This window comes from Streptomyces sp. NPDC111516 (assembly GCF_055635345.1).
In genome coordinates, this window is record NZ_JBVKBV010000002.1 from 435,698 (window position 1) to 457,514 (window position 21,817).

Here is a 21,817-nt window from a genome sequence, read left to right on the forward strand (position 1 = left end):
CGGACACGGTCCCCGCCATCCTGGCCGGTCGGCGCGGCCGGAGGCCAATGGATTGCCGGATGCGTCGGATCCGCTCTGTCCGACCTGGGGCGTGCGACGGCGCGTTACGTGTTCTCCGGACGTGCGCCGCGCACCGCGAGGAGGGCCGCCCCGGCCGCGTACGCCGTCAGCGCCACCGCCCACGCCCCGGCCTGCGGTCCCGGCTGCATCGGCCAGGCCCACATCGCCGCCGCGCCGCCGGGGGTGTGGGGCGCCGCCAGATAGACGGCGCCGCCGTAGACCGTCATCGGCAGCCAGCTCAGCCGGGCACCGATCAGCGCGGCGGAGGCCGCGGCCACTCCGGTCGCGCCGAGCGCGTTGCGCACCATGGCCGGCCCGCCGAACGCCTCCGGGTGCCCGGGGACCGCCAGCGCGAGCGCCCCGGTCGTCAGCACGGTCAGGATCAGCAGATGCAGCAGCCGGCGCGGCCACCAGCGGCGTACGGCGGTTCGGTCCAGCTCGTCGCTCTGCGCGTGCAGGCTGGTGCCGATCGCGGCGGAGGCGAGCAGCGGGGCGAGCACGACGACCGGGATGCGGGCGGTGTGGTCGAAGTACGGCCTGGTTTGCAGCCAGTGGGCCGCGCCGGCGGCTACCAGAACGATGCCGGTCAGGGCGACGGCGGTGAGCGGGAGGGCGCGGGAGCGGATATAGAGGACGGGCACGGGCGGTGCGGCGTGGGTCGGCCGGTGGCTCACAGGACCGGGACCTCCGCGGGTGTGCAGTCCGCCGGGACGGCCAGGAATCGGCCGAGCCAGACCTTGCGCTCGGCGTCCGGCATGGCCTTGAGGCGGGCGAGATGCGGCGAGTTCGGATACCGCAGCGAGTCCTCGCCGCTCAGCCAGCTGATGACCGCGTCAGCCGTGCGTGCCATCCGCTCGCCCTCTGCCCGGCCCTTCTTGTCCGTGCCGGCCGAGCAGTCGCGGTTCACCAGACCGAGGGCGGTCTCCTGGACGTACCTGTGGGGATCGGTCAGCCGGTTCCGGGTGATGCCCCAGCCACGACTGATGAGCGCGAGTGTGGCTTCGCCGTCCTTCGGGCCGGACCCGTTGTCCACGTATCCGAGCGGTGCTCCCGGCACGCCGTCCAGTCGCAAGAACATCCCCTGCAGTGCCTCGGACACCTGTGGGAGCACCTGGGCGTCGGAGGCTCTCACGCAGATCTGCGGTGTGCCGGGGGCGGCCTTCGTGCACACCCTGCGCGCCACGGCCGGATCAACCCGGAACAGGTCCTCGCCCGTGTGCGCGATCACCGTTCCGGCCGCGATCGCCAGGGCGAGCGGAACAACGGCCAGGTGGCGCCGCCGCGCCGCGTACCCGAGCAGCACGGCGCAGGCGATACCGCCCGTCCACGCCACCAGGACCGGGGCGAACCACCACACCGGTGCGTACCCGTCCAGGGTGACCTGCTGCGCCGGGTTCAGGAATCGGGCTGCCACGTCCAGGTAGGCCGGGAACCCCAGGACGACATACGCGCACGCCGCCGACACCGGCGCGATCAGCCGCCACCGCACCAGCCTGCCGACGACGAAGCCCACGAAGCCGATGGACAGCAGGAAGCCGAGATCCGCGGCGACGATCGCGACGGACGGACTGCCGGCTCCGGTGTACGGGGCGGTCGCCGCGAACGCCGCGGCCAGCGCGACCAGATACCCGGCCGCCGCCCACAGCACGATCGGCGCGGCGGCCGCCGTCACCTGCGCGAGCCGTCCGCGCGGCACCGAGAGCAGCAGCTCGGCAGTGCGGCGGCGATGCTCCCGGCCGCCCTGCCAACAGGCCGCCGCGGCGACGAGCGGACCGCCGAGCAGCGCCGCCGCCGAGTGCACCTGGCTCTGCGTCTCCCCCCAGCTGCCCTGCCACTGGGACGCCTTGCCCCACAACGGAACGAGGACGGTGAGGGCGACGGCGAGCCCGGTCCAGGGAGCGATCCCGCGCCGGAGCTCGGCCGGCAGCGCGCTGTGCGCCGGAAGGCGTACGGGTGCTTCGGAGCCGGTCATCGGTGCGCCACCGCCGCCCGGTGCGCCCGGAGCGCTGCGGTGTAGCCGCGCTCGATCGGGTTGCCGTCCGGCCCGTCCGCTCCGGTGTCCTCGCCGCCGAGCGCCGTCAGCTCCCGCGGCGTACCCCGGTACGCGACCCGCCCCGCCTCGATCAGCGTCACATCGGTGCAGGCCGCCGCGACATCCTCGACCAGGTGGGTCGAGACGATCACGGTGGACGTGCCGCCCAGCTCCCGTATCAGCGCCCGGAATTCGACCCGCTGCTCGGGATCGAGACCGGCGGTCGGCTCGTCGAGCAGCAGCAGGTCCGGATCGTTGACGATCGCCTGGGCGATGCCTACCCGCCGGACCATGCCGCCCGACAGGGTCTTCACCCGGGCGTCGATCCGGTCGGTCAGACCCACCCGGTCCACCGCGCGCTCCACGGCCCCGGGGGCCGCCGCCGCGTCCATCTCCTTGAGCCAGGCCACATAGGCGACGAACTCGCGGACGGTGAAGCCCGGGTAGTACCCGAACTCCTGCGGCAGATAGCCGAGCCTGCGCCGGACCGCCGCCCGGCTGCGGTGGTCGGACCGCGCGCCGACCTCGTTGCCGAACAGCTCCACCCGGCCGCCGGACGGCGCGGCGACCGTCGCGAGCACCCGGATCAGTGAGGTCTTGCCCGCCCCGTTCGGCCCGAGGAGCCCGTGCACACCGGGAGCGAAATCGAGATCGACGGCGTCGAGCGCGGCCGTTCTGCGGTGCCGGACGGTCAGTTCCCTGACCGTGACCGTGCTCATGGCAGTGATGTCGCTCATGCGTTCACGCTCACAACGTCTCCAGATGGTCGAAGGATCTACGGCGTACGGCGAGCAGCACGGCGCACCCCAGTGCCCCGGCCGCCCAGCCGCCCTGTGCGACGGGCCCCGCGAAGTACCGCGCGGCCTCGGCCGCCGGGGCGGGGATCCCCGGCGCGGAGGAGGTGGCGAAAGCGGGCAGGAGCACGGCGGCCGCCCACGCCACGGCTACGGACGAGGCGCCGGTACGGCAGCCGACGTACGAGCCGAGGGCGAGCGACGCCAGCGTCATCGCCAGCCCCGGAAGCAGCCAGGCCGCCGGGCCCGGCCCGCCCGCCGACGGGGGCAGCGCGGCCCCGGCGAGGGTGAGCGCGGGAATGCTCGCGCCGAGCACCGCGGCGGTTCTGGTCAGCAGCAGCCGAAGCCCGCCGGACGGGGTGGCGGCGGCGATCTCGTGCATCGGGTCCGAGTGCCGTCCGTAGGAGACGACGACCCCGGCGAGCGGCAGCACCGGGGCGATGACGAGGAGCAGCGGCCGCGTGGCGGCGCCGAGCCCGGCCCCGTATGCCAGAGCGAGGGCCCCGATGGCCACCAGCACCAGCGCCAGCAGCCACGCACCACGCAGCGCTGGCCCGGCGGCCCACAGCAGACGCCCGGTGCGGGAGGCGGAGACGGGGAACCGGACGCGACGGTTCGGGGCGGGCCTCCTGCCCGGAACTTCCGTGTCGCCCCGGACGGGCACCCTCTCCGGACGCACCTGCGACGCGACCGCGGCCAGCACCCCCGCCCGCACCCCGTCCAGCAGTGCCGCCGACTCCCGCCGCGCCCGTACCGCCGCGGAGACCCGTGCCGCGCACCCCTCGCACGTCTCCACGTGCTTCTCCAGGGACCAGGCGTCCGTCTCCGCCGCCGAACCGGAGGCGTACCGTCCGGCCAGTTCGTCGCCCACGTGCCAGTGGGGCAGTCCGCTGCCGTTCCTCATGCCGTGCCTCCCAGCGGTCCGGCTTCCGGCGCCAGTAGTTCCAGCGCGGCGCGCAGCTCGCGTCTGGCCCGCATCGCCCGGGTCTTGACCGTGCCTTCGGGTATGCCGAGGAGCCGGGCCGTCTCGCGGGTCGTGAGTCCGTCGATGACCGTCGCGCGCAGGACCTCGCGCAGCTCGGGCGAGATCCGGTCGAGCGCGGCGCCCACATCCCCGTACTCCAGATCGGCCAGCACCCGCTCCTCGGCGGACGGCGCCACGGCCGCCCACTCCTTGCTCCCGGCCCGCTCGGCCTGTGCGGCGAGATCGGTGCGGGCACGGACCCGCTGGGCGTCCACCAGCCGGCGAGAGGCGATCACCCAGAGCCAGCCGCCGATCCGCGTACCGCGGTGCGAACCGGCGGAGCGCCAGGCGGTCACGAAGGTGTCCTGGAGGACTTCCCGTACGGTCTCGGGGTCCGGGCACCGTCTGTTCAGCCGGGCGAGCAGCCAGCCCGCGTGCCGGTCGTAGAGCGTCGCCAGGGCCGCCGTATCCCCCTGTGCGACGGCGCGCAGCAGGGCGTCGTCGTCATTTCGGTCCTCCCCCGAGGGGCGCAACAAACTCACACCCCTCTATCGGGCACCGGGCCCGGGTCGGTTCATACGTCTCATGTGGCTCAGGTCATGGACGGTGTGGGGGACGATCGCGGAGGGTGGGACATTGTCCGGGGGGCTTGTGCGGAAAGGGGCCTCGCGTGGTGCATCAGGCTACGGACAGGGCGGTTCGGGAAGAACACCGCGCGGCGCCACTGCTCGACGCCGAACCGCGGCAGCGCCGTACGGGCGAGAGCGCCGCTCCTGCGGTCCGCAGGACCCGTGAAGCCCGCCGGTGGCTGCGGCTGCTGCCGACACCCCTGAGTACCCCGTTCACCTTCGGGTATCTGCTGGTGCTCGTCGCCACGTCCCTCTTCATGGAGTACGCCGATCCGGCCACCGTCTCCGCCATGCTGCGCGAATCGAGCACGGATGTCGCGCATCTCGGCGATACCCCGCTGCTCGTCCTGGCCACCAGCGCGTTGTGGGTCGTCGGTGGGCTCAGCTCCCCGTACGTCTTCGGCTTCGCTCTCGTGCTGACCGCACTGGAACGCCGCATCGGCGGATGGCGCACCGCCGGGGTGTTCCTGCTCGGCCACGTCGTGGCGACGCTCGCCACGGAGATCCCGGTCGGGCTGTCGGTGGTGGCCGGTCATCTGCCGGAGTCCTCGCTGCACCGGCTCGACTACGGCATCAGCTTCGGGCTGATGGCGAGCGTGGGTGCGCTCGCCGGGCTGCTCACGCCTTGGCCGCGGGTGCTGGTGCTCGGTGGGGTCGGCGCGATGCTGCTCCGTGATCTGTTCGAGCTCAGCAGCCCCCTCACCGACTGGGGGCATCCACTGGCGCTGCTGCTCGGCGTGGCCTGCTGGCCGCTGCTGCGCAGCGCCGACTGCCAGGCGTGCGCACAGCGTCCAGTTGATCGCTCACAGCGAACACACTCCGGGGAACAACGCGCGGCTCACAAGCATTGAGTCTGGATAGCTCAACTTGACTGCCGAAGGGGAGATCATGGCTACCGAGTCCAATGCGGTCACTCCGCTCGCCCTACCCGTGTTGCCGCTAGACGACGAGGTCGTGCTGCCCGGGATGGTGGTGCCTCTGGACCTGTCCGACACCGATGTACGCGCCGCCGTGGAAGCCGCACAGGCCGCAGCCCGCGAGGGCGGCGGCAAACCCGAGGTGCTGCTTGTGCCACGGGTCGACGGGACGTACACCGGCACCGGTGTCATCGGCACTGTCGAGCAGGTCGGACGGCTTTCGGACGGGGATCCGGGCGCGCTCATCCGCGGCCGTGGCCGGGTACGGATCGGAGCCGGGACCAGCGGACCGGGCGGGGCGCTCTGGGTGGAGGGCACACGAATCGACGAGGCCGTCCCCGCCCCGCTCCCCGGAGCCGCCGCCGAGCTGGTCAAGGAGTACAAGGCACTCGCCACCAGCTGGCTGAAGAAGCGCGGCGCCTGGCAGGTCGTGGACCGGGTCCAGCAGATCGAGGACATCTCCGCGCTCGCCGACAATTCCGGTTACTCACCCTTCCTCACCACCGCCCAGAAGGTGCAGCTCCTGGAGACCGTCGACGCGGTCGCCCGGCTGAAGCTCGCCATCCAGTGGCTCGGTGAACACCTCGCCGAGCAGGACGTCGCCGAGTCCATCGCCAAGGACGTCCAGGAGGGCGTCGACAAGCAGCAGCGCGAATTCCTGCTGCGGCGCCAGCTCGAGGCCGTACGCAAGGAGCTTGCCGAGCTCAACGGCGGACCTGGCTCCGGCGCAGACGAATCCGACGACTACCGGGCGCGCGTCGAGGCCGCCGACCTTCCCGAGCACGTCCGCGAGGCCGCGCTCAAGGAGGTCGACAAGCTTGAGCGCTCCTCCGACCAGAGCCCCGAGGGCTCCTGGATCAGGACCTGGCTCGACACCGTCCTCGAACTGCCGTGGACGGAACGGACCGAGGACGCGTACGACATCCGCGGCGCCCAGGAGATCCTCGACGCCGAGCACGCGGGCCTGCAGGACGTGAAGGAGCGGATCACCGAGTACCTGGCGGTCCGCAAGCGGCGTGCCGACCGCGGCCTGGGCGTCGTCGGCGGGCGGCGCGGCGGTGCCGTGCTGGCGCTCGTGGGGCCTCCGGGTGTCGGCAAGACCTCGCTCGGTGAATCCGTCGCGCACGCCATGGGCCGCAAGTTCGTCCGTGTCGCGCTCGGCGGGGTGCGGGACGAGGCGGAGATCCGCGGCCACCGGCGTACGTACGTCGGTGCCCTGCCGGGACGTATCGTCCGGGCCATCAAGGAGGCCGGTTCGATGAACCCGGTCGTCCTGCTCGACGAGATCGACAAGGTCGGCTCCGACTTCCGGGGCGACCCGGCGGCCGCGCTGCTCGAAGTCCTCGACCCGGCGCAGAACCACACCTTCCGCGACCACTACCTGGAGGTCGAACTCGACCTCAGCGACGTCGTCTTCCTGGCGACGGCCAATGTGCTCGAAGCCATCCCGGAGGCGCTGCTCGACCGGATGGAGCTGGTCAGGCTCGACGGCTACACCGAGGACGAGAAGGTCGTCATCGCCCGTGACCACCTGCTCCCGCGTCAGCTGGAGCGGGCCGGCCTGGCGAAGGACGAGGTGACGCTCGACGAGTCCGCCCTGCGCAAGCTGGCGGGCGAGTACACCCGCGAGGCGGGCGTACGGAACCTGGAGCGGGCCGTCGCCCGGCTGCTCCGCAAGGTCGCGGCCCAGCACGAACTGGGCGAGCGGAAGCTTCCGTTCACGGTCACCGAGGCGGATCTGCGCGGTCTGATCGGACGGCCGCACCACGTCCCCGAGTCCGCCCAGGACCCGGCCGAGCGCCGCACCGCGGTGCCGGGCGTTGCCACCGGCCTCGCGGTGACCGGTGCGGGTGGCGATGTGCTGTTCGTGGAGGCGTCGCTCGCCGACCCGGAGACCGGGGGGTCCGGACTGACCCTCACCGGTCAGCTCGGCGACGTCATGAAGGAGTCCGCGCAGATCGCGCTGAGCTTCCTGCGGTCGCACGGCGCGGAGCTGGAGCTGCCGGTCGCGGATCTGAAGGACCGCGGCGTGCACATCCACTTCCCGGCGGGCGCGGTCCCCAAGGACGGCCCGAGCGCCGGCATCACGATGACGACGGCGCTGGCCTCGCTGCTCTCCGGACGGCTGGTCCGTACGGATGTGGCGATGACCGGTGAAGTCTCGCTGACCGGAAGGGTGTTGCCGATCGGCGGCCTGAAGCAGAAGCTGCTGGCCGCGCACCGGGCCGGGATCACCACCGTGGTGATCCCGAAGCGGAACGAGGCGGACCTGGACGATGTCCCGGCCGAGGTCCTGGACACCCTTGAGGTCCACCCCGTGACGGATGCGCGCCAGGTGCTGGAGATCGCCCTCGCCCCGGCCTCCGCGGCCAGGCCCGAGGAGAGGATCCCGGCTGCGGCGTAGGCGTCACGGCGTGACGGACGTGGCACCACGTGCGCGACCGGTACGGACGGCCCGCCCTCCCGGCAACGGGTGGGCGGGCCGTTCCCGCGGTCCGGCCGTACGGGGCCGGGAAGCGCGGGTCAGGGGCGGTAGACGGTCCCCGGGACCGGCTCGGCGGGTGCCATCAGCTGGGGGACGGTGACGAAGGTGTAGCCCTGCTTCTTCAGCGCGTCGATGATGCCGGGCACGGCGGGTACCGTCCCCTTGTAGATGTCGTGCAGCAGGATGACGCCGTCCTTGCTCGCCTGGTCCAGGATGCGCTTCGTGATCAGCGCCGAGTCGTTCGTGGAGTAGTCCTTGGCGGTGGCGCTCCACAGCACCTGGGAGAGTCCCAGGTCCTTGCTGATGTCGGAGACGGTGTCGTCGGTGCGGCCCTGCGGCGGGCGCATCAGACGCGGCTTCTTTCCGGTGATCTCCGCTATCGCGTCCTGCGTCTTCTCCAGCTCGGCGCGTATCTCGGCGGGCTTCCTGTCCGTCAGGATCTGGTGCGTCCAGGTGTGGTTGGCCACCTCGTGCCCTTCGGCGGCAAGCCTGCGCACGGTGTCGGGGTACTTCTTGACGTGGTTCTTGCCGAGCAGGAAGAAGGTCGCGTGCACCTTCTTCTCCTTGAGGATGTCTAGCAGATGCGGGGTGTCCTCGCCCGGTCCCGCGTCGAAGGTCAGGGCTATGCACTTCGCCTTGCGGCAGTCCACCGGGCCGAAGGAGCCCTTGGCGTCGGAGCCCGCGTCGCCGCGCGCCGAGGCCGGCGCGGTGGTCTGCATGGAGCAGCCGCTCAGCATCAGGGTGAGTGCCGTCACAAGGGCGGCGGCCAACCCCGTACTGATCGACTTCGTCTTCATGGGCAAGGCGGGTCACTCCTCCGTCGCTGAACCAAGGCACGTGATGTGCGGCAGGGAAGGACTATACATACGAGGTATACACCGAGTGCATAGGGGGCTTCGGTGTCGGCTCGGAAGGTGAAGTACCCGGTCAGGGGCGTGAACGGGGTGGAGCCCCCGGTGACTGGGTGCGTCACCGGGGGCTCGGCCGTGCGGCGGGGTGACCGGCGCGGGCGCGGCGGGGCGGGCTCAGCCGTTGGCGAGCGCCTGTACGCGGTCGAGGGCACCGTTGAAGTGGTTGTGGTCGCCCACGTACGGGCCGGACTCGGTGTACTGCCACATCGTGTAGTAGCCCCAGCCGGCCGGGAGTTCGCCGACCGTGGAGTTGTAGCGGGCCACCCACAGCGGGTTGGTGGTGCCGAAGCTCGCGTTGTTGCCGGTGCAGCTCTGCCACCAGCTGGTCGAGGTGTAGATGACCGCGTCGCGTCCGGTGCGAGCCTTGTAGGTGTTCACGAAGTCACGGATCCAGGACACCATGCCGGCCTGGGTCTTGCCGTAGCACTGGGCGCCGTACGGGTTCCACTCGATGTCCAGGACGCCGGGCAGCGTCTTGCCGTCCCGCGACCAGCCGCCCCCGTGGTCCACGAAGTAGTTGGCCTGGGTGGCGCCGCTCGTGGTGTCGGGGGTCGCGAAGTGGTACGAGCCCCGGATCATGCCTACGTTGTACGAGCCGTTGTACTGCTGGGCGAAGTAGGGGTTCGTGTAGTACGTCCCCTCGGTCGCCTTGGTGTAGGCCCACTTCACGCCGCTGTTCCAGAGGGTCGCCCAGTCGACGTTGCCCTGCCAGCCGCTGACGTCCACGCCTTCGGTCTGGGCGACCAGGGTTTCGGCCGGCAGTCCGCCCCGGCCGTCATGGGCGACGACGCCCATGCCCATGGTGGCCGTGCCCCGGGCGGGCTTCTTGGCCGCCGCGGCGGCGTCGTGGGTGCCCGCGGCGCTCGCCGCGCCGGGCAGGGTGAGGAGGAGGGAGAGGGCGGCGAGCAGAGTCCCGGCGGCAGCGAAGCGCGAGCGACGGGAAGTTCTGGAAGCGGATCTGAGCACGGGCATGTGAGTGCCTCCGAGGCCTTGGTGGGGGGACGCGCTGATCCCAGGGGCACGGGGAGTACCCCTGTCGGGATGACATGGTGTGAACATGCCATGCATGACGCTACGCACGTAGACCCGTGCTGCGGAAGGGGGCCTTGGCGCTGCCGTTGGTCTACGCCTGCGAAATACTGGCCGAGCTGCGGCGATGAACCGGCGGCGAAAGAAACTTTCAGCGGCAGGAAAGCTCATGAGGGGTGTTGACGTGCACGGGAGCGAAAGCGGTAGTGAACCCGGCGCGACCGGAGAAAGTGGTGTGGACCACGCATTCCTTGCCCTGGAGCGGGAGTTGGCCGTCTTTCTGCGCCGGGCGCGGGCCAACTCCGGCGAAATGGCGCGCGAGGTCCACCCCGAACTGGAGTCCGCCGCCTACGGACTTCTCGTACGGCTGGAGTCGGCCGGGCAGCAGCGGGCCACCGATCTGGCAGCCTACTTCGGGGTCGGCAAGGCGACGATGAGCCGTCAACTGCGGGCCCTGGAGAACCTCGGACTGGTGGCACGCGAGCCCGATCCGGCCGACGGCCGGGCCTTTCTCGTCCACCTCACCGCCGAGGGGCTGGCCCGCTACCGCAGCGTCCGCGACGCCCGCCGCGACCGTTATGTGCGCAAGCTCGCCGACTGGGACCGGGCCGAGGTGGCCGAACTGGCTCGGCTGCTGCACCACTTGAACGCCCGCGCGGAGGACTGACGCCCGGCCCCGGCTCGGGCTCCGGCCCCGGCCAGGCTCCAACTCCCGCCCCGGGCCCGTCCCCGTCACAGCAGCGCGTAGACCGCCGTCGCGTCGTCATGCGTCTTGCCGCGGCGCAGAAACGTACGTTCCGTGTCTGCGTCCTCCAGCGCCCTGACCCGGCCGATCAGCCCCTGAGTCCCCTCCTTGTGGAGCACCCCGAGGCAGTCCGCCCAGTCGCCCTCGTGGAACATCTCCGTCCAGCGGGCCGCCCCGTCGGTCATCGCGGCCAACGCCCGCACCCGGTCGAGCGGGGTGCGTCCGGTGACCGCGCGGGCCGCCACGGCGGGATCGGCGGCGGCCGTGAAGAAGCCGCCCTCCTTGTTCCGCACCGTGGCGTCGGCGATCGCGTCACTGGCCAGCGAGCCCGGCGGCAGGCGGTCCAGCCGGTCGTCGAGGAGGGGGTGCACGGTCCCGTCCGGAGCTTCGAGCAGCAGTACGGAATCGGAGAGCACCAGGTGTTCGACCTCGCGTTCGTCCCAGCGCGCCATGACGACCGTCGCCTGTGGCGTCCGCACGTGAGAAAGGTCACATGTGGAGCGGTGTGCGCCGGCGGTGCGTCGAATGGACTCGGCCAGTATCTCCTGGAGGGTCAGATCCCGTCGCGAACCAGACAGTTCGACCAGTGAGCCACCCAGTCGTGTGGTGAACCAGGGGACCGAGTGCACACAACCGTCGTCACCCGGTGGCGGGGTCACGCCGTCGAGCAGGACCAGCGCCCCGCCCTGGCCGGAAGCGGGTAGGGCGGTCGCGGCCCAGTCCTCGTTCGGGCGTTCGGGGGTGCCGGGGGCGGTCGCGAGTTCCATGCGCATACAGCCAGTCTGCACGACGCCTTCACGAGCCCTGCACCGTCCGGTGTCGGCCTGTACCGGCAGGTCAGGCGGATGTCGGGAGCGGAAGGAATGGCTCCGTACGGCATGCGGGCGGGCATCCTGCCAAAGCCCGGGCGGAAGTTCCAGCCGACGGGCCAGGTGTGCCGAGCGCGTTCCGAGGGGAGACTTGTTCGTCAACTCCGGAGTGATGTTCACTCGTTCAGGTGGCGGAGTGGTTGATGCGCGCCCCCCTCTCAAAAGCACTGGAATGGTCAGAAGCCGTACCAGCGGTCGGGGGCGCTCGTTCATATGTGACCGTGCGTCACCTCTGCTTCAAGGGCGGACGAGTCAAGATTGCGAGCACCGGTGCAGAAGAAGCGGCCTCGGAGCAAGGGCAGTAGAAACAGCGGTTCCGGGGTGACGCCTCCGGCGCCCGCCGGGAGCGAGCGCACCCGGCGCACGGTGCGGGTACGCAGCCGGCTGGTCGCCGGTGTCGCGGTCGTCGGTATCACCGTCATCGCCGCGGGCGCGCCCGCGGCCCTCAGCGCCTCCGCCGAGCTGAAGGACTCGCAGCGGCTGGTCACCCTCGCCGAGCTGAACCAGCAGGCCGTCGCGCTGGCCCACGCCCTCGCCGACGAACGTGACGAAGTCACCGCGTACATCGCGGCCGGCCGTGACGAGGAGTCCGGCCCGGCGGGCGAGGGCAAGGGCGACCCCGGCAGCCGGAGCGCCCGCGTCGACCAGCGGGTGGACGAGATCAGGGACGCGGCCCCGGCCGCGCTGCGCCGCGACCTCTCCACCATCCCCTCCCTGCGCCGCGACGCGCTCAGCGGCAAGGGCACGGCGCTGGCCGCCCATCAGGCGTACTCCGAGATCATCGCCAAGCTCCAGGACCTCGCCGACGAACTCGCCGAGAAGACCCCGCCGCGCGCCGCCGAGGCCACCCGCGCCCCGCTCGCTCTCGGCCGGGCCACCGAGCAGGCCTCCGCCACCCGCGGACTGCTCCTCGCCGCGCTCGCGGTACCCCGTACCACTGCGAACCCGCAGACCGACCCGATCACCGGACTGCCCGTTCCGACCCAGGACCAGGGCAGCAGCAAGGACGACCGCACCCGTGACGAGCTGAGCGCAGCCGCCCAGCAGGCCCGGGTCCGCGAACTCGCCTCGCTCGCCGACTTCGACCAGGCCGCGGGCTCCACCGCCCGCGACAAGCTGTCGTCCACCGTCACCGGGCCCGAGGTCAACAGCGCGGAGAAGTACCTCAACTCCCTCACCGACCGCCCCGAGCTGTCCGAGTCCGACCAGCGGACCAGCAGCAAGAAGGTCGAGGCGGCCCTCTCCGCCCGGATCGACCGGATGCGGGGCGTCGAGTCCGCCCTCGGCACCGCGCAGGTCCAGCACCTGGAGCAGCTCCGCGACGACGACGTCACCGCGCTCGAGCTGCGGATCGCGCTGCTCGGCGGCTGCCTGCTGATCGCCGTCGGCGTCTCCACCGCCGTCGCCCGCACCCTCACCCAGCCGCTCGCCGTCCTGCGGATCGGCGCCGCCCGCCTCGTCGCGGAGCCCGACAACGCCGAACCGGTCCGCTACACCGGCCGCAACGACGAGTTCGCCCAGGTCGTACGGTCCATCAACGCCCTGCACGGCAAGCTGCACGGACTGCTCCACGAGTTCAACGGCCGCTTCGAGAGCCTGGAGACCGAGCGCGGCGAGCTGATCGCCGGACGCGAGGCGCTCACTCTCCAGCGTGCCGAACTCCAGGTCATGGCGTCCGACCTCACCGCCCAGCTGGAGCGGCTGAAGAACACGGTCCACCACACCTTCGTCAACCTCTCGCTGCGCACCCTCGGCCTCGTCGAGCGCCAGCTCGGTGTCATCGAGAACCTGGAGGAGCGCGAGCACGACCCGGAGCGGCTGGACACCCTGTTCAAGCTCGACCACATGGCCACGGTCATGCGCCGGCACAGCGAGAACATGCTGGTCCTCGCGGGCGCCGAGCACGGGCACGGGCACGCGGGCCCGATCCCGCTGGTCGACGTGTTGCGCGCGGCCGTCTCCGAGATCGAGCGGTACGAGCGGGTCACCATCCAGTCCCTGCCGCCGCACGCCCAGATCGCCGGCTTCGCCGCCGACGACCTCAGCCACCTCGTCGCCGAACTCCTGGAGAACGCAACCTCCTTCTCCCCGCCGGACTCCCATGTCCAGCTCTCCGGCTGGCTGCTGGAGACCGGCGAGGTGATGCTCTCCGTCCAGGACGAGGGCATCGGGATGTCGGCCGTACGGATGAGCGAGCTCAACACCCGGCTCGGCGACCCCACCTTGTTCGACGCGGGGGAGCGGGACGACAAGGGGGCGCCCGGCGCCGGGCTCGGCCTCCAGGTCACCTCGCTGCTGGCCGCGCGCCACGGCGTACGCGTCCAGCTGCGTGACCACAACGGCAGCGGGGTCACCGCGGTCGTCGTCCTGCCCCCGGCCCTGCTGCCGAAGGCGCCACCGGCCGCCACGCCGCCACCGCTGAAGGTCCCCGGCGACTCGACCGCGCTGAACCTTCCGGGATCGGTCGCCGAGGCCAACTCCAACGCGCTGCCGACGCGCACGCTCGCCCTGCCCGGCGACCCGCTGATCGCCGCGGCCGAGCAGACGATCCGCGAGTCCGGGGCGGCCGTTTCCGAGCCCGATTTCGAGCCCGTCTCCGAGCCCGGGCACGCGGTGGACAACGCCCCCACCGAGGCCGAGGCCGAGACCACGATGCAGGTCCGGCTCCCGGTGGTGCCGGAGTTCGCCGACGTCCCCGAGTTCAGGGCTCCCGACCCGTACACCATCGGTCCCGACCGCCACGAGCGCACCGCCGACGAGTCCCCGGCCCCCGCTCCCGTCGCCGACGCCCTGCCCGGCCCCCGCACGGCGGAGCCGCAGGAGCGCATCACGGACAAGGGGCTGCCCAAGCGCACCCCCAAGGTCGTCAAGCCCACCACGGCATCCAGCGCGGAGCGCAAAGGCAGCCTGGACAAGGAGGCGCTGCGCCGTCGGCTCGGCGGCTTCCACCAGGGTGCCAAGAACGGCCGCCGGGACGTCGAAGCGGAGATCGCCGAGATCACGGCGACCCAGCCGTTCCCCGCGGCCGCGGCTCACGCCGGGCGCCCGGCGCATACCGAGCACAGTGACCCGGCCGAGCGCAACGACGGCCGGACCGATGAGACGGGGGACACAGTCGAGGAGGCACGCAGTTGACTGCGCCCAGCACATTCGGGCTGAGTACCGAAGCCCGGAACCTTCACTGGTTGCTGAGCAATCTGGTGGAGGAGGTGCCAGGGGTCCACTCGGTCACCGTCGTCTCGTCCGACGGACTGATGCTGCTCTCCTCCGACCCCGGCCATCTGATCACCCACGAGGCCACCGGTCGGCAGGACGGCCCCAGGGGCTCCAGCGCCGACCTGGCCACCATCGTCTCCGGCATCGGCAGCCTCACCGTCGGCGCCGCCAAACTGATGGACGGCGGCGGCGTCAAGCAGACCATGGTCGCCATGGACGAGGGCAGCGTCTTCGTCATGTCGATCAGCGACGGCTCGCTGCTCGGTGTGCACGCCACCCCGGACTGCGACATGAGCGTCATCGCGTACCACATGGCGCTCTTCGTCGGCCGAGCCGGACACGTACTCACCCCCGAACTCCGCAGTGAATTGCGCAAATCGATGGAGAGCACCCAGTGACGCCCGCTGCTGAACCCGCCCGCAGGCTACCCGTCCGCGGGTCCGACCGAAGGCCCGCACGGGTCCGCCCGTACTCACTCACCGGCGGTCGCACCCGATTCGGCCACGTCCTGCTCGTCGAGACGTTCGTCGCCGCGCTCGAAGCGCCCGAGGAGCGCCGCGAGCTGACCAACGGCAACCTGACCACCCGGGTCATGCCGGAGCTTCAGGCCATCGTCGAGATCTGCCGCCGGATGCGTACGGTCGCGGAGATCTCCGCCCTGCTGAAGATGCCGCTCGGCGTGGTACGGGTGCTGATCAGCGACTTGGCCGACCAGGGAAAGATCCGCGTGTACGGGACCGGTCACGGCACCGGCCAGCCCGACCGCGCACTGCTCGAAAGGGTGCTCAATGGACTCCGCCGTCTCTGAGTCGCCGCTCTTCGCCCCGCGCCAGCCGGGAGCCCGGGACCAGGCCGAAGAATCGCTGCAGGCCTGGCAGTTGGACCACACCAGGGCCCCCATCGCCACGAAGATCGTGGTCGCGGGCGGGTTCGGCGTGGGCAAGACGACCTTCGTGGGGTCCGTCTCCGAGATCACCCCGCTGCAGACCGAAGCGATGATGACCCAGGCCAGCGAAGAGACCGACGATCTCTCCGCGACGCCCGACAAGCTCACCACGACCGTCGCGATGGACTTCGGCCGACTCACGCTCGACGACGACCTCGTGCTGTACGTGTTCGGCACACCGGGCCAGCAGCGCTTCTGGTTCATGTGGGACGACCTGGTGCGCGGCGCGATCGGCGCGGTCGTGCTCGCGGACACCCGGCGGCTCGCCGACTGCTTCCCCGCACTCGACTACTTCGAGAGCTGCGGCCTGCCGTACATCGTCGCCGTCAACCACTTCGAGGGAACACCGGGGTTCGAGCCGGAGGACGTCCGGGAGGCCCTGACTGTCCCGCCGCAGGTGCCTGTTGTGATCATGGACGCGCGAAACAAGATCACCGTTGTCGAGTCGCTGCTGGCCCTGGTGGGCCACGCCCTCGACGCCACCCCGGCATAGGAGGGCTCTTCAGCGCCCTCCTGGCTCGCACGTAACACGTAACGGAGAACCGCGATGCGGAAGATACTCATAGTCGGAGCCGGTCAGTCCGGTCTCCAGCTCGCCCTCGGACTGCAGTCCAAGGGGTACGAAGTCACCCTGATGTCCAACCGCACCGCCGACGAGATCCGGTCCGGCCGGGTCATGTCGACCCAGTGCATGTTCCACACCGCGCTCCAGTACGAGCGTGACTACCAGCTCAACTTCTGGGAGTCCCAGGCCCCGCGCATCGAGGGCCTCGGCGTCTCGGTCGCCGCGCCCGACTCCTCGCGCGCCGTCGACTGGGTCGGCAAGCTGGACGGCTTCGCCCAGTCCATCGACCAGCGCGTGAAGATGGCCGGCTGGATGGAGACCTTCGCCCAGCGCGGCGGACAGCTCGTCATCCACGGTGCCGCCGTCTCCGACCTGGACTACTTCTCCCGTACGTACGACCTGGTGATGGTCTCCGCGGGCAAGGGGGAGCTGGTCTCCATGTTCGGCCGGGACGCGTCCCGTTCGCCGTTCGACGCCCCGCAGCGCGCCCTGGCCGTCGCGTACGTGCACGGAATGGGTCCGCGCCCCGAACACCCCGAGTTCGACGCGGTCCGCTGCAACCTGGTCCCCGGCGTCGGCGAGCTCTTCGTGATGCCGACCCTGACCACGTCCGGCCGCGCCGACATCCTGTTCTGGGAGGGCATCCCCGGCGGCCCGCTCGACGCGTTCCAGGGCATCAAGGACCCCTCCGAGCACCTCGCCAAGACGCTGGAGCTCATGGAGCGGTTCCTGCCGTGGGAGTACGCCCGCGCCACCAAGGTCGAACTGACGGATGCCAACGGCACCCTGGCGGGCCGTTACGCCCCGACCGTCCGCAAGCCGATCGGCCGGCTGCCCAGCGGCGGGCTGGTCCTCGGCGTGGGGGACGTGGTCGTCGCCAACGACCCGGTCACCGGCCAGGGCTCCAACACGGCCTCCAAGTGTGCGAACTCCTACCTGAACTCGATCATCGAGCACGGCGACCGCGAGTTCGACGCGGAGTGGATGCAGGCCACGTTCGACCGGCACTGGGAGAACACGCAGCACGTCGTGAAGTGGACCAACGCGATGCTCGGCGTACCGCCGGAGCACGTGCTGAACCTGATCGGCGCCGCCGGCCAGCTCCAGCCGGTCGCCGACCGCTTCGCCAACGGCTTCAACAACCCGGCGGACTTCGAGAACTTCTTCTTCGACCCCGAGAAGGCCAACGCGTACCTCGCCGAGGCGTCCGGCGCCGCGTCGGCCGCCTGACCGCGGCAAACGGGCCGAGTGCCGTAGGGAACCAGACGGCGCTCGGCCCGGCTGCCATATGCGGCCCTCGCGGCCCGGGGACTACTTCCCGGGTGCCGAGGACGAGCTGTACCCCGCGTCCGATCCCGCGGACGCCCCCTGCGGAAGCTGCGGCGCCTCGTACGCGGACAGCGACACGCCCTGCGGATCCGGCCGTACGGCGCCCAACAGCGGGTTCGACGCCAGCGGCGAGACCTTCACCTGCGCGCCCGGCCGGGGTGCCTGCACCACCAGACCGTTGCCGATGTACAGCGCCACATGGGTGGCCTTCGGGAAGTAGACCACCAGGTCACCCGGGCGCAGCGCGTTCAGCGGCACCCTCGGCAGCTGCCGCCACTGCTCCTGCGAGGTCCGCGGAATGACCCGGCCCGCCTTCGCCCAGGCCTGCGAGGTGAGCCCCGAGCAGTCGAACGAGTCCGGTCCCTCCGCGCCCCACACGTACGGCTTGCCGACCTGCCCGATCGCGTACTTCACCGCTTCGTCGCCTGCCCGGGACGGCGGCCTGACCGAGGACAGCGCGCCCGAGGCGACCAGTGCGCCCTGGGCCTTCGCCGCGCCCTGCTGCTCCAGCCGGGACAGCTCGGCGAGCCGAGCGGCGGAGAGCTTGGCCAGCTTCGCCTCGACGGCCTTGAGCCGCGACTGCACGGCGTCCCGCTGCTTCTTCCGCTTCGTGGCCAGCACCTGCTGCCGGTCCAGCACCTTGCGCGACTCGGTCGCCAGCTCGTCCGCGCGCTTCTCCGCAGCGGCGAGTCGCTCCACGGTCGCCGCCCGCCCGGCCGCCGCCCGCCGGATCACGTGCTCCTGGTCCAGGAAGTGCTCGGGATCGGGGGCCAGCAGCAGCCGCACGTACGACGAGAAGTCCGACTGCCCCTGGTACTGCTCCCGGGCCAGCTCCCCCGCCGCGTCCCGACTGCCGGCCAGCGCGACGCGGGCGGTGGCGAGCGAGGCACTGAGCTTCTTCGCCTGCGCCGTACGCTTCTTCAGCTCCGCCGCGGTCCCGTTGTACGCCTCGGTGGCCTCCTCGGCCTGCTGGTACAACTTCTGCATCTCGGTCAGCAACGGTGCGACGCTCTTGCCCGCTGGCCCGGGGGCCGGGGCGGGAGGGGCCGTGGGCGCGACGGGCGGCTTCGCGGCACCGCTCGCCTCCGGCCCCGGCTCCACGGGTGCGGCGGCTGCCGGCCAGGCTACGACGATCGTGGCCAGCGCCGCGGTGCAGACCACGCGCAGGACTCCGCCTGACACGACATCACCTCCGGCGACGGGGCGAATCACGGAACTACCCCATGAGTGAGCGCAACGAATCAATACGGTCACTCGGTGTCAGGAGATTCAAGAACCCAGCGGTGTGGCCACAGACGGATTCGCCCGGAAGGCGGTGAGCGGGTGCGGAAGCCGAGGGCTTCGGCTATGGCCTGTCCGGCGGATCAGGGACGGGTGGCGGCCTTCTCGTAACGGGTGGCGAGGCAGCCTCGCTGCGGCGCACCATGGTAAGGCGCGAGCACGACATGGAGTACCTGCCAGGAGTTCGCCGGTGGCACGTGGACAGCTGCGGATCTACCTCGGGGCGGCCCCCGGGGTCGGGAAGACGTACGCCATGCTCGCGGAGGGGCAGCGGCTGCGTTCACTGGGGGCGGATGTCGTCGTGGGCTTCGTCGAGCCGCATGGGCGTCGGGTGACCGCGGCCATGGCCGACGGTCTGGAGACGATTCCCCGGCGTACTTTGGCCCATCGTGGTGCGGCGTTCTCCGAGATGGATCCGGACGCGGTGCTGGCCCGCCGCCCTCAGGTCGCGCTGGTGGACGAGCTGGCCCACTCCAATGTTCCGGGGGCCCGCAATGCCAAGCGGTGGCAGGACGTCGAGGAGCTCCTCGACGTCGGCATCGACGTCGTCACCACGCTCAACGTCCAGCACCTGGAATCCCTCAATGACGTGGTCCGGCAGATCACCGGGGTCAGGCAGCGCGAGACTCTGCCTGACGAGGTGGCGCGTCGCGCCGATCAGATCGAGCTGGTCGATCTGCCGCCCGAGGTGCTGCGCCGCCGTATGGTGCACGGCGACATCTACCCACCGGACCGAATCGAATCCGCCCTCACGCACTACTTCCGGGTCGGCAACCTGACCGCGCTGCGGGAACTTGCCTTGCTGTGGCTCGCCGACCGGGTGGAGGAGGGGTTGCAGCGCTACCGGGCCGAACACGGCATCTCCGTTCCCTGGGAGACCCGGGAACGGATTCTGGTGACCCTGAGCGGTGGCCCTGAGGGCGAGACGCTCATCCGCCGCGCCGCGCGGATCAGCGCCCGTACGCCCGGCACCGAGCTGCTGGCCCTCCACGTGGTCCCGGAGGACGGGATCACCGGCGTTGACCCGGCTGTACTGAATGCGCAGCGCACCCTTCTGGAGTCGCTCGGCGGCAGCTACCACCAGACCACGGGCGAGGAGGTTGCCGATGCCTTGCTCCAGTTCGCCGAGGCGGAGAACGTCACTCAGATCGTGCTGGGCGCGAGCCGACGCGGCCGTCTCGCCTCCCTTCTGAGAGCAGGCGTGGGAGAGCGGACGGTCAAGCGGTCCGGCCCCATCGACGTGCACATCGTCACCCATGAGGAGGCGGCAGGGACCGCTGTGCCGATGCTTCCGCGGCCGAGTCGTGGCACGGGCCCCCGGCGGTACTGGACCGCGCTGGTCGGCGCCGTGGTGCTGCTGCCCGTACTGACGCTCCTGCTGACCGCGCTTCGTGGACACCTCGGCCTCGCCGGTGACCTGGTGATCTATTTGCTTGCCGTGGTCGGGGCCGCCCTGGTCGGCGGTCTCTACCCCGCGCTGTTCGCCGCGGTTTTGGCGGCGCTGCTCGCCGATTACTACTTCACGGCACCGGTGCACTCGCTGGCCATCGAGCGCGCCGACGAGATCGCCGCGCTCGTGGTCTTCATCGCCACGGCCGCTCTCGTCGGCACGGCAGCCGGAAGAGCCGCACAGCGCACGCATCAGGCCGTACGCGCGACATCGGAGGCGAAGGCGTTGAGCCGCCTGGCCACCGCCATGATGCGTGGCCAGGAGCTGCCGGCACTGGTGGAGCAGATCCGGGAGAACTTCGGCCTCGGAGCGATCAGCCTGCTCGAAAGGGATCCCAGAGCGTCCCCCGTGCCCCGCTGGTACGTGGTCGCCAGCGCCGGGGAACGGCCGCCGGAAAAGCCCTACGAGGCGGATGTGGAAAGCCCGGTCGACGACAACCTCACGCTGGCCGCCCGCGGCAAAGGACTGAGTACGGAGGACCTACGCGTCCTCGCGGCGTGCGCAGCCGAACTGGGGCTGGTCCACGACCGGGGGCGTATGGTCCGGAGCGGCGGTGCCACGGACGCTCTCGCAGCCGCCGAACGCACCCGGGCATCTCTGCTTCTGGCAGCAGGCCGCGATCTGCGTGCTCCATTGCGCGCCGCCGAGGAGGCGCTCCAGCGCTTGCGGCGTGGGCGAGCCGACGAGCCGGTTCCCGAGGAGGCGCAGCTTCTGGATGCGGCCCGCGCGGCCGTGTACCGGGCGGCGCAGTTGGTCACCGATCTCGATGATCTGAGCCGTCTGCATGCCGGGGCCCTCGACCTCTACCTTCGCCCGGTCGACCTCAACGAGGCACTGGGTGCCGCCTTGGACGACCTCGGGCCCGGTGGCCACTCGATCGTTCTGCGCCTGCCGGAACAGTTGCCTGACGTGATCGCCGACGCCGCGCTCCTCACCCGTGCCCTGACCGCACTCGGGGCCGACGCACTGCGGCACAGCCCGCCGGACCGGCCCCCCGTCTTCACCGCCGAGGCCCGGGGCGACCGCCTGGTGATCCAGGTGAAGGACGGGAGGCACGGCCCGGGCCCGGAGCCGGGCACAGCCGCCACCAGGGCATCGAGTACCAGGAGTGACAGTCTGGCTCTGCGGCTGTCGCGCGACCTCACCGAAGCCATGAACGGCGCCCTGGAGACGACCACCGAGGACGGCGGGGCCGCCTTCTCGGTGGCGCTCACTCTTCCCAGCGCCGCGCCCGGCGGCGGCGCGACGTCAGGCCATGCCGGGTGAATCCCCACGCTCCACGTTCACCTGATCGGCCCGCGGGGAATCAGGCCACTCCCGAAGCGAACTGATATAGCGTCAAAAGCGAGCCATCGCGCCATATGTGGGCCACGGCGAGCAGTCCCGCCTCTGATGCCTCTGCGAGGTGCTTCGCGTATGCCGGACGTATCGTTCATCGGCCTCACGGTCGTGGTTTTCGCACTCATTGGTCTGGTCGCAAAGGGGGCCGGACGTCTGTGAGCGCGGAAAACATCGTGGGTTTGATCGTTGCCGTATGCCTCGTGATCTACCTGGTCGTCTGCCTGCTCCTCCCTGAGAAGTTCTAGGCGGAGTGG

The 21,817-nt window shown here is 71.1% G+C and carries 19 protein-coding genes; 10 read left to right on the plus strand and 9 right to left on the minus strand.

The window, feature by feature from the left end; all coding sequences use genetic code 11:
- Nucleotides 1-104: 104 nt before the first annotated feature.
- Genes ACZ7L9_RS07590 through ACZ7L9_RS07610 form a run of 5 tightly spaced genes read right to left on the minus strand, consistent with a single transcriptional unit; the run spans nucleotide 105 to nucleotide 4,392 of the window.
- The gene (locus tag ACZ7L9_RS07590) at nucleotides 105-734 is read right to left on the minus strand and encodes a hypothetical protein (protein ID WP_471413380.1); all 630 of its coding nucleotides are present in this window, start codon (nucleotides 732-734) and stop codon (nucleotides 105-107) included.
- Nucleotides 731-2,032 carry a hypothetical protein gene (locus tag ACZ7L9_RS07595; RefSeq protein WP_471413381.1) on the minus strand — a complete coding sequence of 434 codons (1,302 nt, stop codon included), beginning with the start codon at nucleotides 2,030-2,032 and terminating at the stop codon, nucleotides 731-733. The genes ACZ7L9_RS07590 and ACZ7L9_RS07595 overlap by 4 nt, the downstream gene beginning before the upstream one ends.
- Nucleotides 2,029-2,829 carry an ABC transporter ATP-binding protein gene (locus tag ACZ7L9_RS07600; RefSeq protein WP_471413382.1) on the minus strand — a complete coding sequence of 267 codons (801 nt, stop codon included), beginning with the start codon at nucleotides 2,827-2,829 and terminating at the stop codon, nucleotides 2,029-2,031. Before ACZ7L9_RS07600 ends, ACZ7L9_RS07595 begins: the two co-directional genes overlap by 4 nt.
- Nucleotides 2,830-2,839: 10 nt before the next feature.
- A complete protein-coding gene (locus tag ACZ7L9_RS07605) occupies nucleotides 2,840-3,790 on the minus strand; it encodes a zf-HC2 domain-containing protein (RefSeq protein ID WP_471413384.1) in 951 nt (316 codons plus the stop codon).
- Nucleotides 3,787-4,392: an RNA polymerase sigma factor gene (locus tag ACZ7L9_RS07610; RefSeq protein ID WP_471413386.1), complete on the minus strand. Its 606-nt coding sequence runs from the start codon at nucleotides 4,390-4,392 to the stop codon at nucleotides 3,787-3,789. Before ACZ7L9_RS07610 ends, ACZ7L9_RS07605 begins: the two co-directional genes overlap by 4 nt.
- A gap of 128 nt (nucleotides 4,393-4,520) precedes the next feature.
- On the opposite strand from ACZ7L9_RS07610, the gene ACZ7L9_RS07615 reads away from it, so the two are divergent.
- Nucleotides 4,521-5,330, plus strand: a complete 810-nt coding sequence (locus ACZ7L9_RS07615) for a rhomboid-like protein (RefSeq protein WP_471413387.1) — start codon at nucleotides 4,521-4,523, stop codon at nucleotides 5,328-5,330.
- A 37-nt stretch (nucleotides 5,331-5,367) separates the two neighbouring features.
- A complete protein-coding gene (gene lon, locus ACZ7L9_RS07620) occupies nucleotides 5,368-7,800 on the plus strand; it encodes an endopeptidase La (protein ID WP_471413389.1) in 2,433 nt (810 codons plus the stop codon).
- 119 nt (nucleotides 7,801-7,919) lie between these two features.
- Here lon and ACZ7L9_RS07625 read toward each other — a convergent pair whose 3' ends face one another.
- A complete protein-coding gene (locus ACZ7L9_RS07625; protein WP_471413498.1) occupies nucleotides 7,920-8,678 on the minus strand; it encodes a polysaccharide deacetylase family protein in 759 nt (252 codons plus the stop codon).
- Between the two features lie 228 nt (nucleotides 8,679-8,906).
- Nucleotides 8,907-9,764: a lysozyme gene (locus ACZ7L9_RS07630; RefSeq protein ID WP_471413390.1), complete on the minus strand. Its 858-nt coding sequence runs from the start codon at nucleotides 9,762-9,764 to the stop codon at nucleotides 8,907-8,909.
- Nucleotides 9,765-9,990: 226 nt separating this feature from the next.
- Between ACZ7L9_RS07630 and ACZ7L9_RS07635 the strand changes: the two genes are divergently transcribed.
- Complete coding sequence (locus tag ACZ7L9_RS07635) at nucleotides 9,991-10,488, plus strand: MarR family winged helix-turn-helix transcriptional regulator (RefSeq protein ID WP_471413391.1); 498 nt, start codon at nucleotides 9,991-9,993, stop codon at nucleotides 10,486-10,488.
- A gap of 65 nt (nucleotides 10,489-10,553) precedes the next feature.
- Here the strand turns inward: ACZ7L9_RS07635 and ACZ7L9_RS07640 are convergent, their stop codons facing one another.
- Complete coding sequence (locus tag ACZ7L9_RS07640) at nucleotides 10,554-11,339, minus strand: hypothetical protein (RefSeq protein ID WP_471413393.1); 786 nt, start codon at nucleotides 11,337-11,339, stop codon at nucleotides 10,554-10,556.
- Nucleotides 11,340-11,705: 366 nt separating this feature from the next.
- Here ACZ7L9_RS07640 and ACZ7L9_RS07645 point away from each other — a divergent pair, with 366 nt between their 5' ends.
- Genes ACZ7L9_RS07645 through ACZ7L9_RS07665 form a run of 5 tightly spaced genes read left to right on the plus strand, consistent with a single transcriptional unit; the run spans nucleotide 11,706 to nucleotide 17,392 of the window.
- Nucleotides 11,706-14,570: a sensor histidine kinase gene (locus ACZ7L9_RS07645; RefSeq protein WP_471413395.1), complete on the plus strand. Its 2,865-nt coding sequence runs from the start codon at nucleotides 11,706-11,708 to the stop codon at nucleotides 14,568-14,570.
- Nucleotides 14,567-15,049: a roadblock/LC7 domain-containing protein gene (locus ACZ7L9_RS07650; protein ID WP_389983482.1), complete on the plus strand. Its 483-nt coding sequence runs from the start codon at nucleotides 14,567-14,569 to the stop codon at nucleotides 15,047-15,049. The genes ACZ7L9_RS07645 and ACZ7L9_RS07650 overlap by 4 nt, the downstream gene beginning before the upstream one ends.
- Complete coding sequence (locus ACZ7L9_RS07655) at nucleotides 15,046-15,459, plus strand: DUF742 domain-containing protein (protein ID WP_266748527.1); 414 nt, start codon at nucleotides 15,046-15,048, stop codon at nucleotides 15,457-15,459. Before ACZ7L9_RS07650 ends, ACZ7L9_RS07655 begins: the two co-directional genes overlap by 4 nt.
- Nucleotides 15,440-16,090, plus strand: a complete 651-nt coding sequence (locus ACZ7L9_RS07660; RefSeq protein ID WP_471413396.1) for a GTP-binding protein — start codon at nucleotides 15,440-15,442, stop codon at nucleotides 16,088-16,090. The genes ACZ7L9_RS07655 and ACZ7L9_RS07660 overlap by 20 nt, the downstream gene beginning before the upstream one ends.
- 54 nt (nucleotides 16,091-16,144) lie before the next feature.
- Nucleotides 16,145-17,392 (plus strand): styrene monooxygenase/indole monooxygenase family protein, encoded by a 1,248-nt coding sequence (locus tag ACZ7L9_RS07665; RefSeq protein ID WP_471413397.1) that lies wholly within the window; start codon nucleotides 16,145-16,147, stop codon nucleotides 17,390-17,392.
- Nucleotides 17,393-17,473: 81 nt separating this feature from the next.
- Here the strand turns inward: ACZ7L9_RS07665 and ACZ7L9_RS07670 are convergent, their stop codons facing one another.
- The gene (locus tag ACZ7L9_RS07670; protein WP_471413398.1) at nucleotides 17,474-18,673 is read right to left on the minus strand and encodes a C40 family peptidase; all 1,200 of its coding nucleotides are present in this window, start codon (nucleotides 18,671-18,673) and stop codon (nucleotides 17,474-17,476) included.
- A gap of 289 nt (nucleotides 18,674-18,962) precedes the next feature.
- Here ACZ7L9_RS07670 and ACZ7L9_RS07675 point away from each other — a divergent pair, with 289 nt between their 5' ends.
- A complete protein-coding gene (locus ACZ7L9_RS07675) occupies nucleotides 18,963-21,488 on the plus strand; it encodes a sensor histidine kinase (RefSeq protein ID WP_471413400.1) in 2,526 nt (841 codons plus the stop codon).
- A 95-nt stretch (nucleotides 21,489-21,583) separates the two neighbouring features.
- Nucleotides 21,584-21,808: a K(+)-transporting ATPase subunit F gene (gene kdpF, locus ACZ7L9_RS07680; protein ID WP_471413402.1), complete on the plus strand. Its 225-nt coding sequence runs from the start codon at nucleotides 21,584-21,586 to the stop codon at nucleotides 21,806-21,808.
- The last annotated feature ends 9 nt before the right edge of the window (nucleotides 21,809-21,817 follow it).

Bases quoted from the DNA above. Each gene is read 5' to 3' on its own strand.
- ACZ7L9_RS07600 (WP_471413382.1), bottom strand. From the start codon at position 2,829: ATGAGCGACATCACTGCCATGAGCACGGTCACGGTCAGGGAACTGACC.
- ACZ7L9_RS07630 (WP_471413390.1), bottom strand. From the start codon at position 9,764: ATGCCCGTGCTCAGATCCGCTTCCAGAACTTCCCGTCGCTCGCGCTTC.
- ACZ7L9_RS07595 (WP_471413381.1), bottom strand. From the start codon at position 2,032: ATGACCGGCTCCGAAGCACCCGTACGCCTTCCGGCGCACAGCGCGCTG.
- ACZ7L9_RS07665 (WP_471413397.1), top strand. From the start codon at position 16,145: ATGCGGAAGATACTCATAGTCGGAGCCGGTCAGTCCGGTCTCCAGCTC.
- ACZ7L9_RS07635 (WP_471413391.1), top strand. From the start codon at position 9,991: ATGAGGGGTGTTGACGTGCACGGGAGCGAAAGCGGTAGTGAACCCGGC.
- ACZ7L9_RS07660 (WP_471413396.1), top strand. From the start codon at position 15,440: ATGGACTCCGCCGTCTCTGAGTCGCCGCTCTTCGCCCCGCGCCAGCCG.
- ACZ7L9_RS07605 (WP_471413384.1), bottom strand. From the start codon at position 3,790: ATGAGGAACGGCAGCGGACTGCCCCACTGGCACGTGGGCGACGAACTG.
- ACZ7L9_RS07625 (WP_471413498.1), bottom strand. From the start codon at position 8,678: ATGAAGACGAAGTCGATCAGTACGGGGTTGGCCGCCGCCCTTGTGACG.
- lon (WP_471413389.1), top strand. From the start codon at position 5,368: ATGGCTACCGAGTCCAATGCGGTCACTCCGCTCGCCCTACCCGTGTTG.
- kdpF (WP_471413402.1), top strand. From the start codon at position 21,584: ATGTGGGCCACGGCGAGCAGTCCCGCCTCTGATGCCTCTGCGAGGTGC.
- ACZ7L9_RS07640 (WP_471413393.1), bottom strand. From the start codon at position 11,339: ATGCGCATGGAACTCGCGACCGCCCCCGGCACCCCCGAACGCCCGAAC.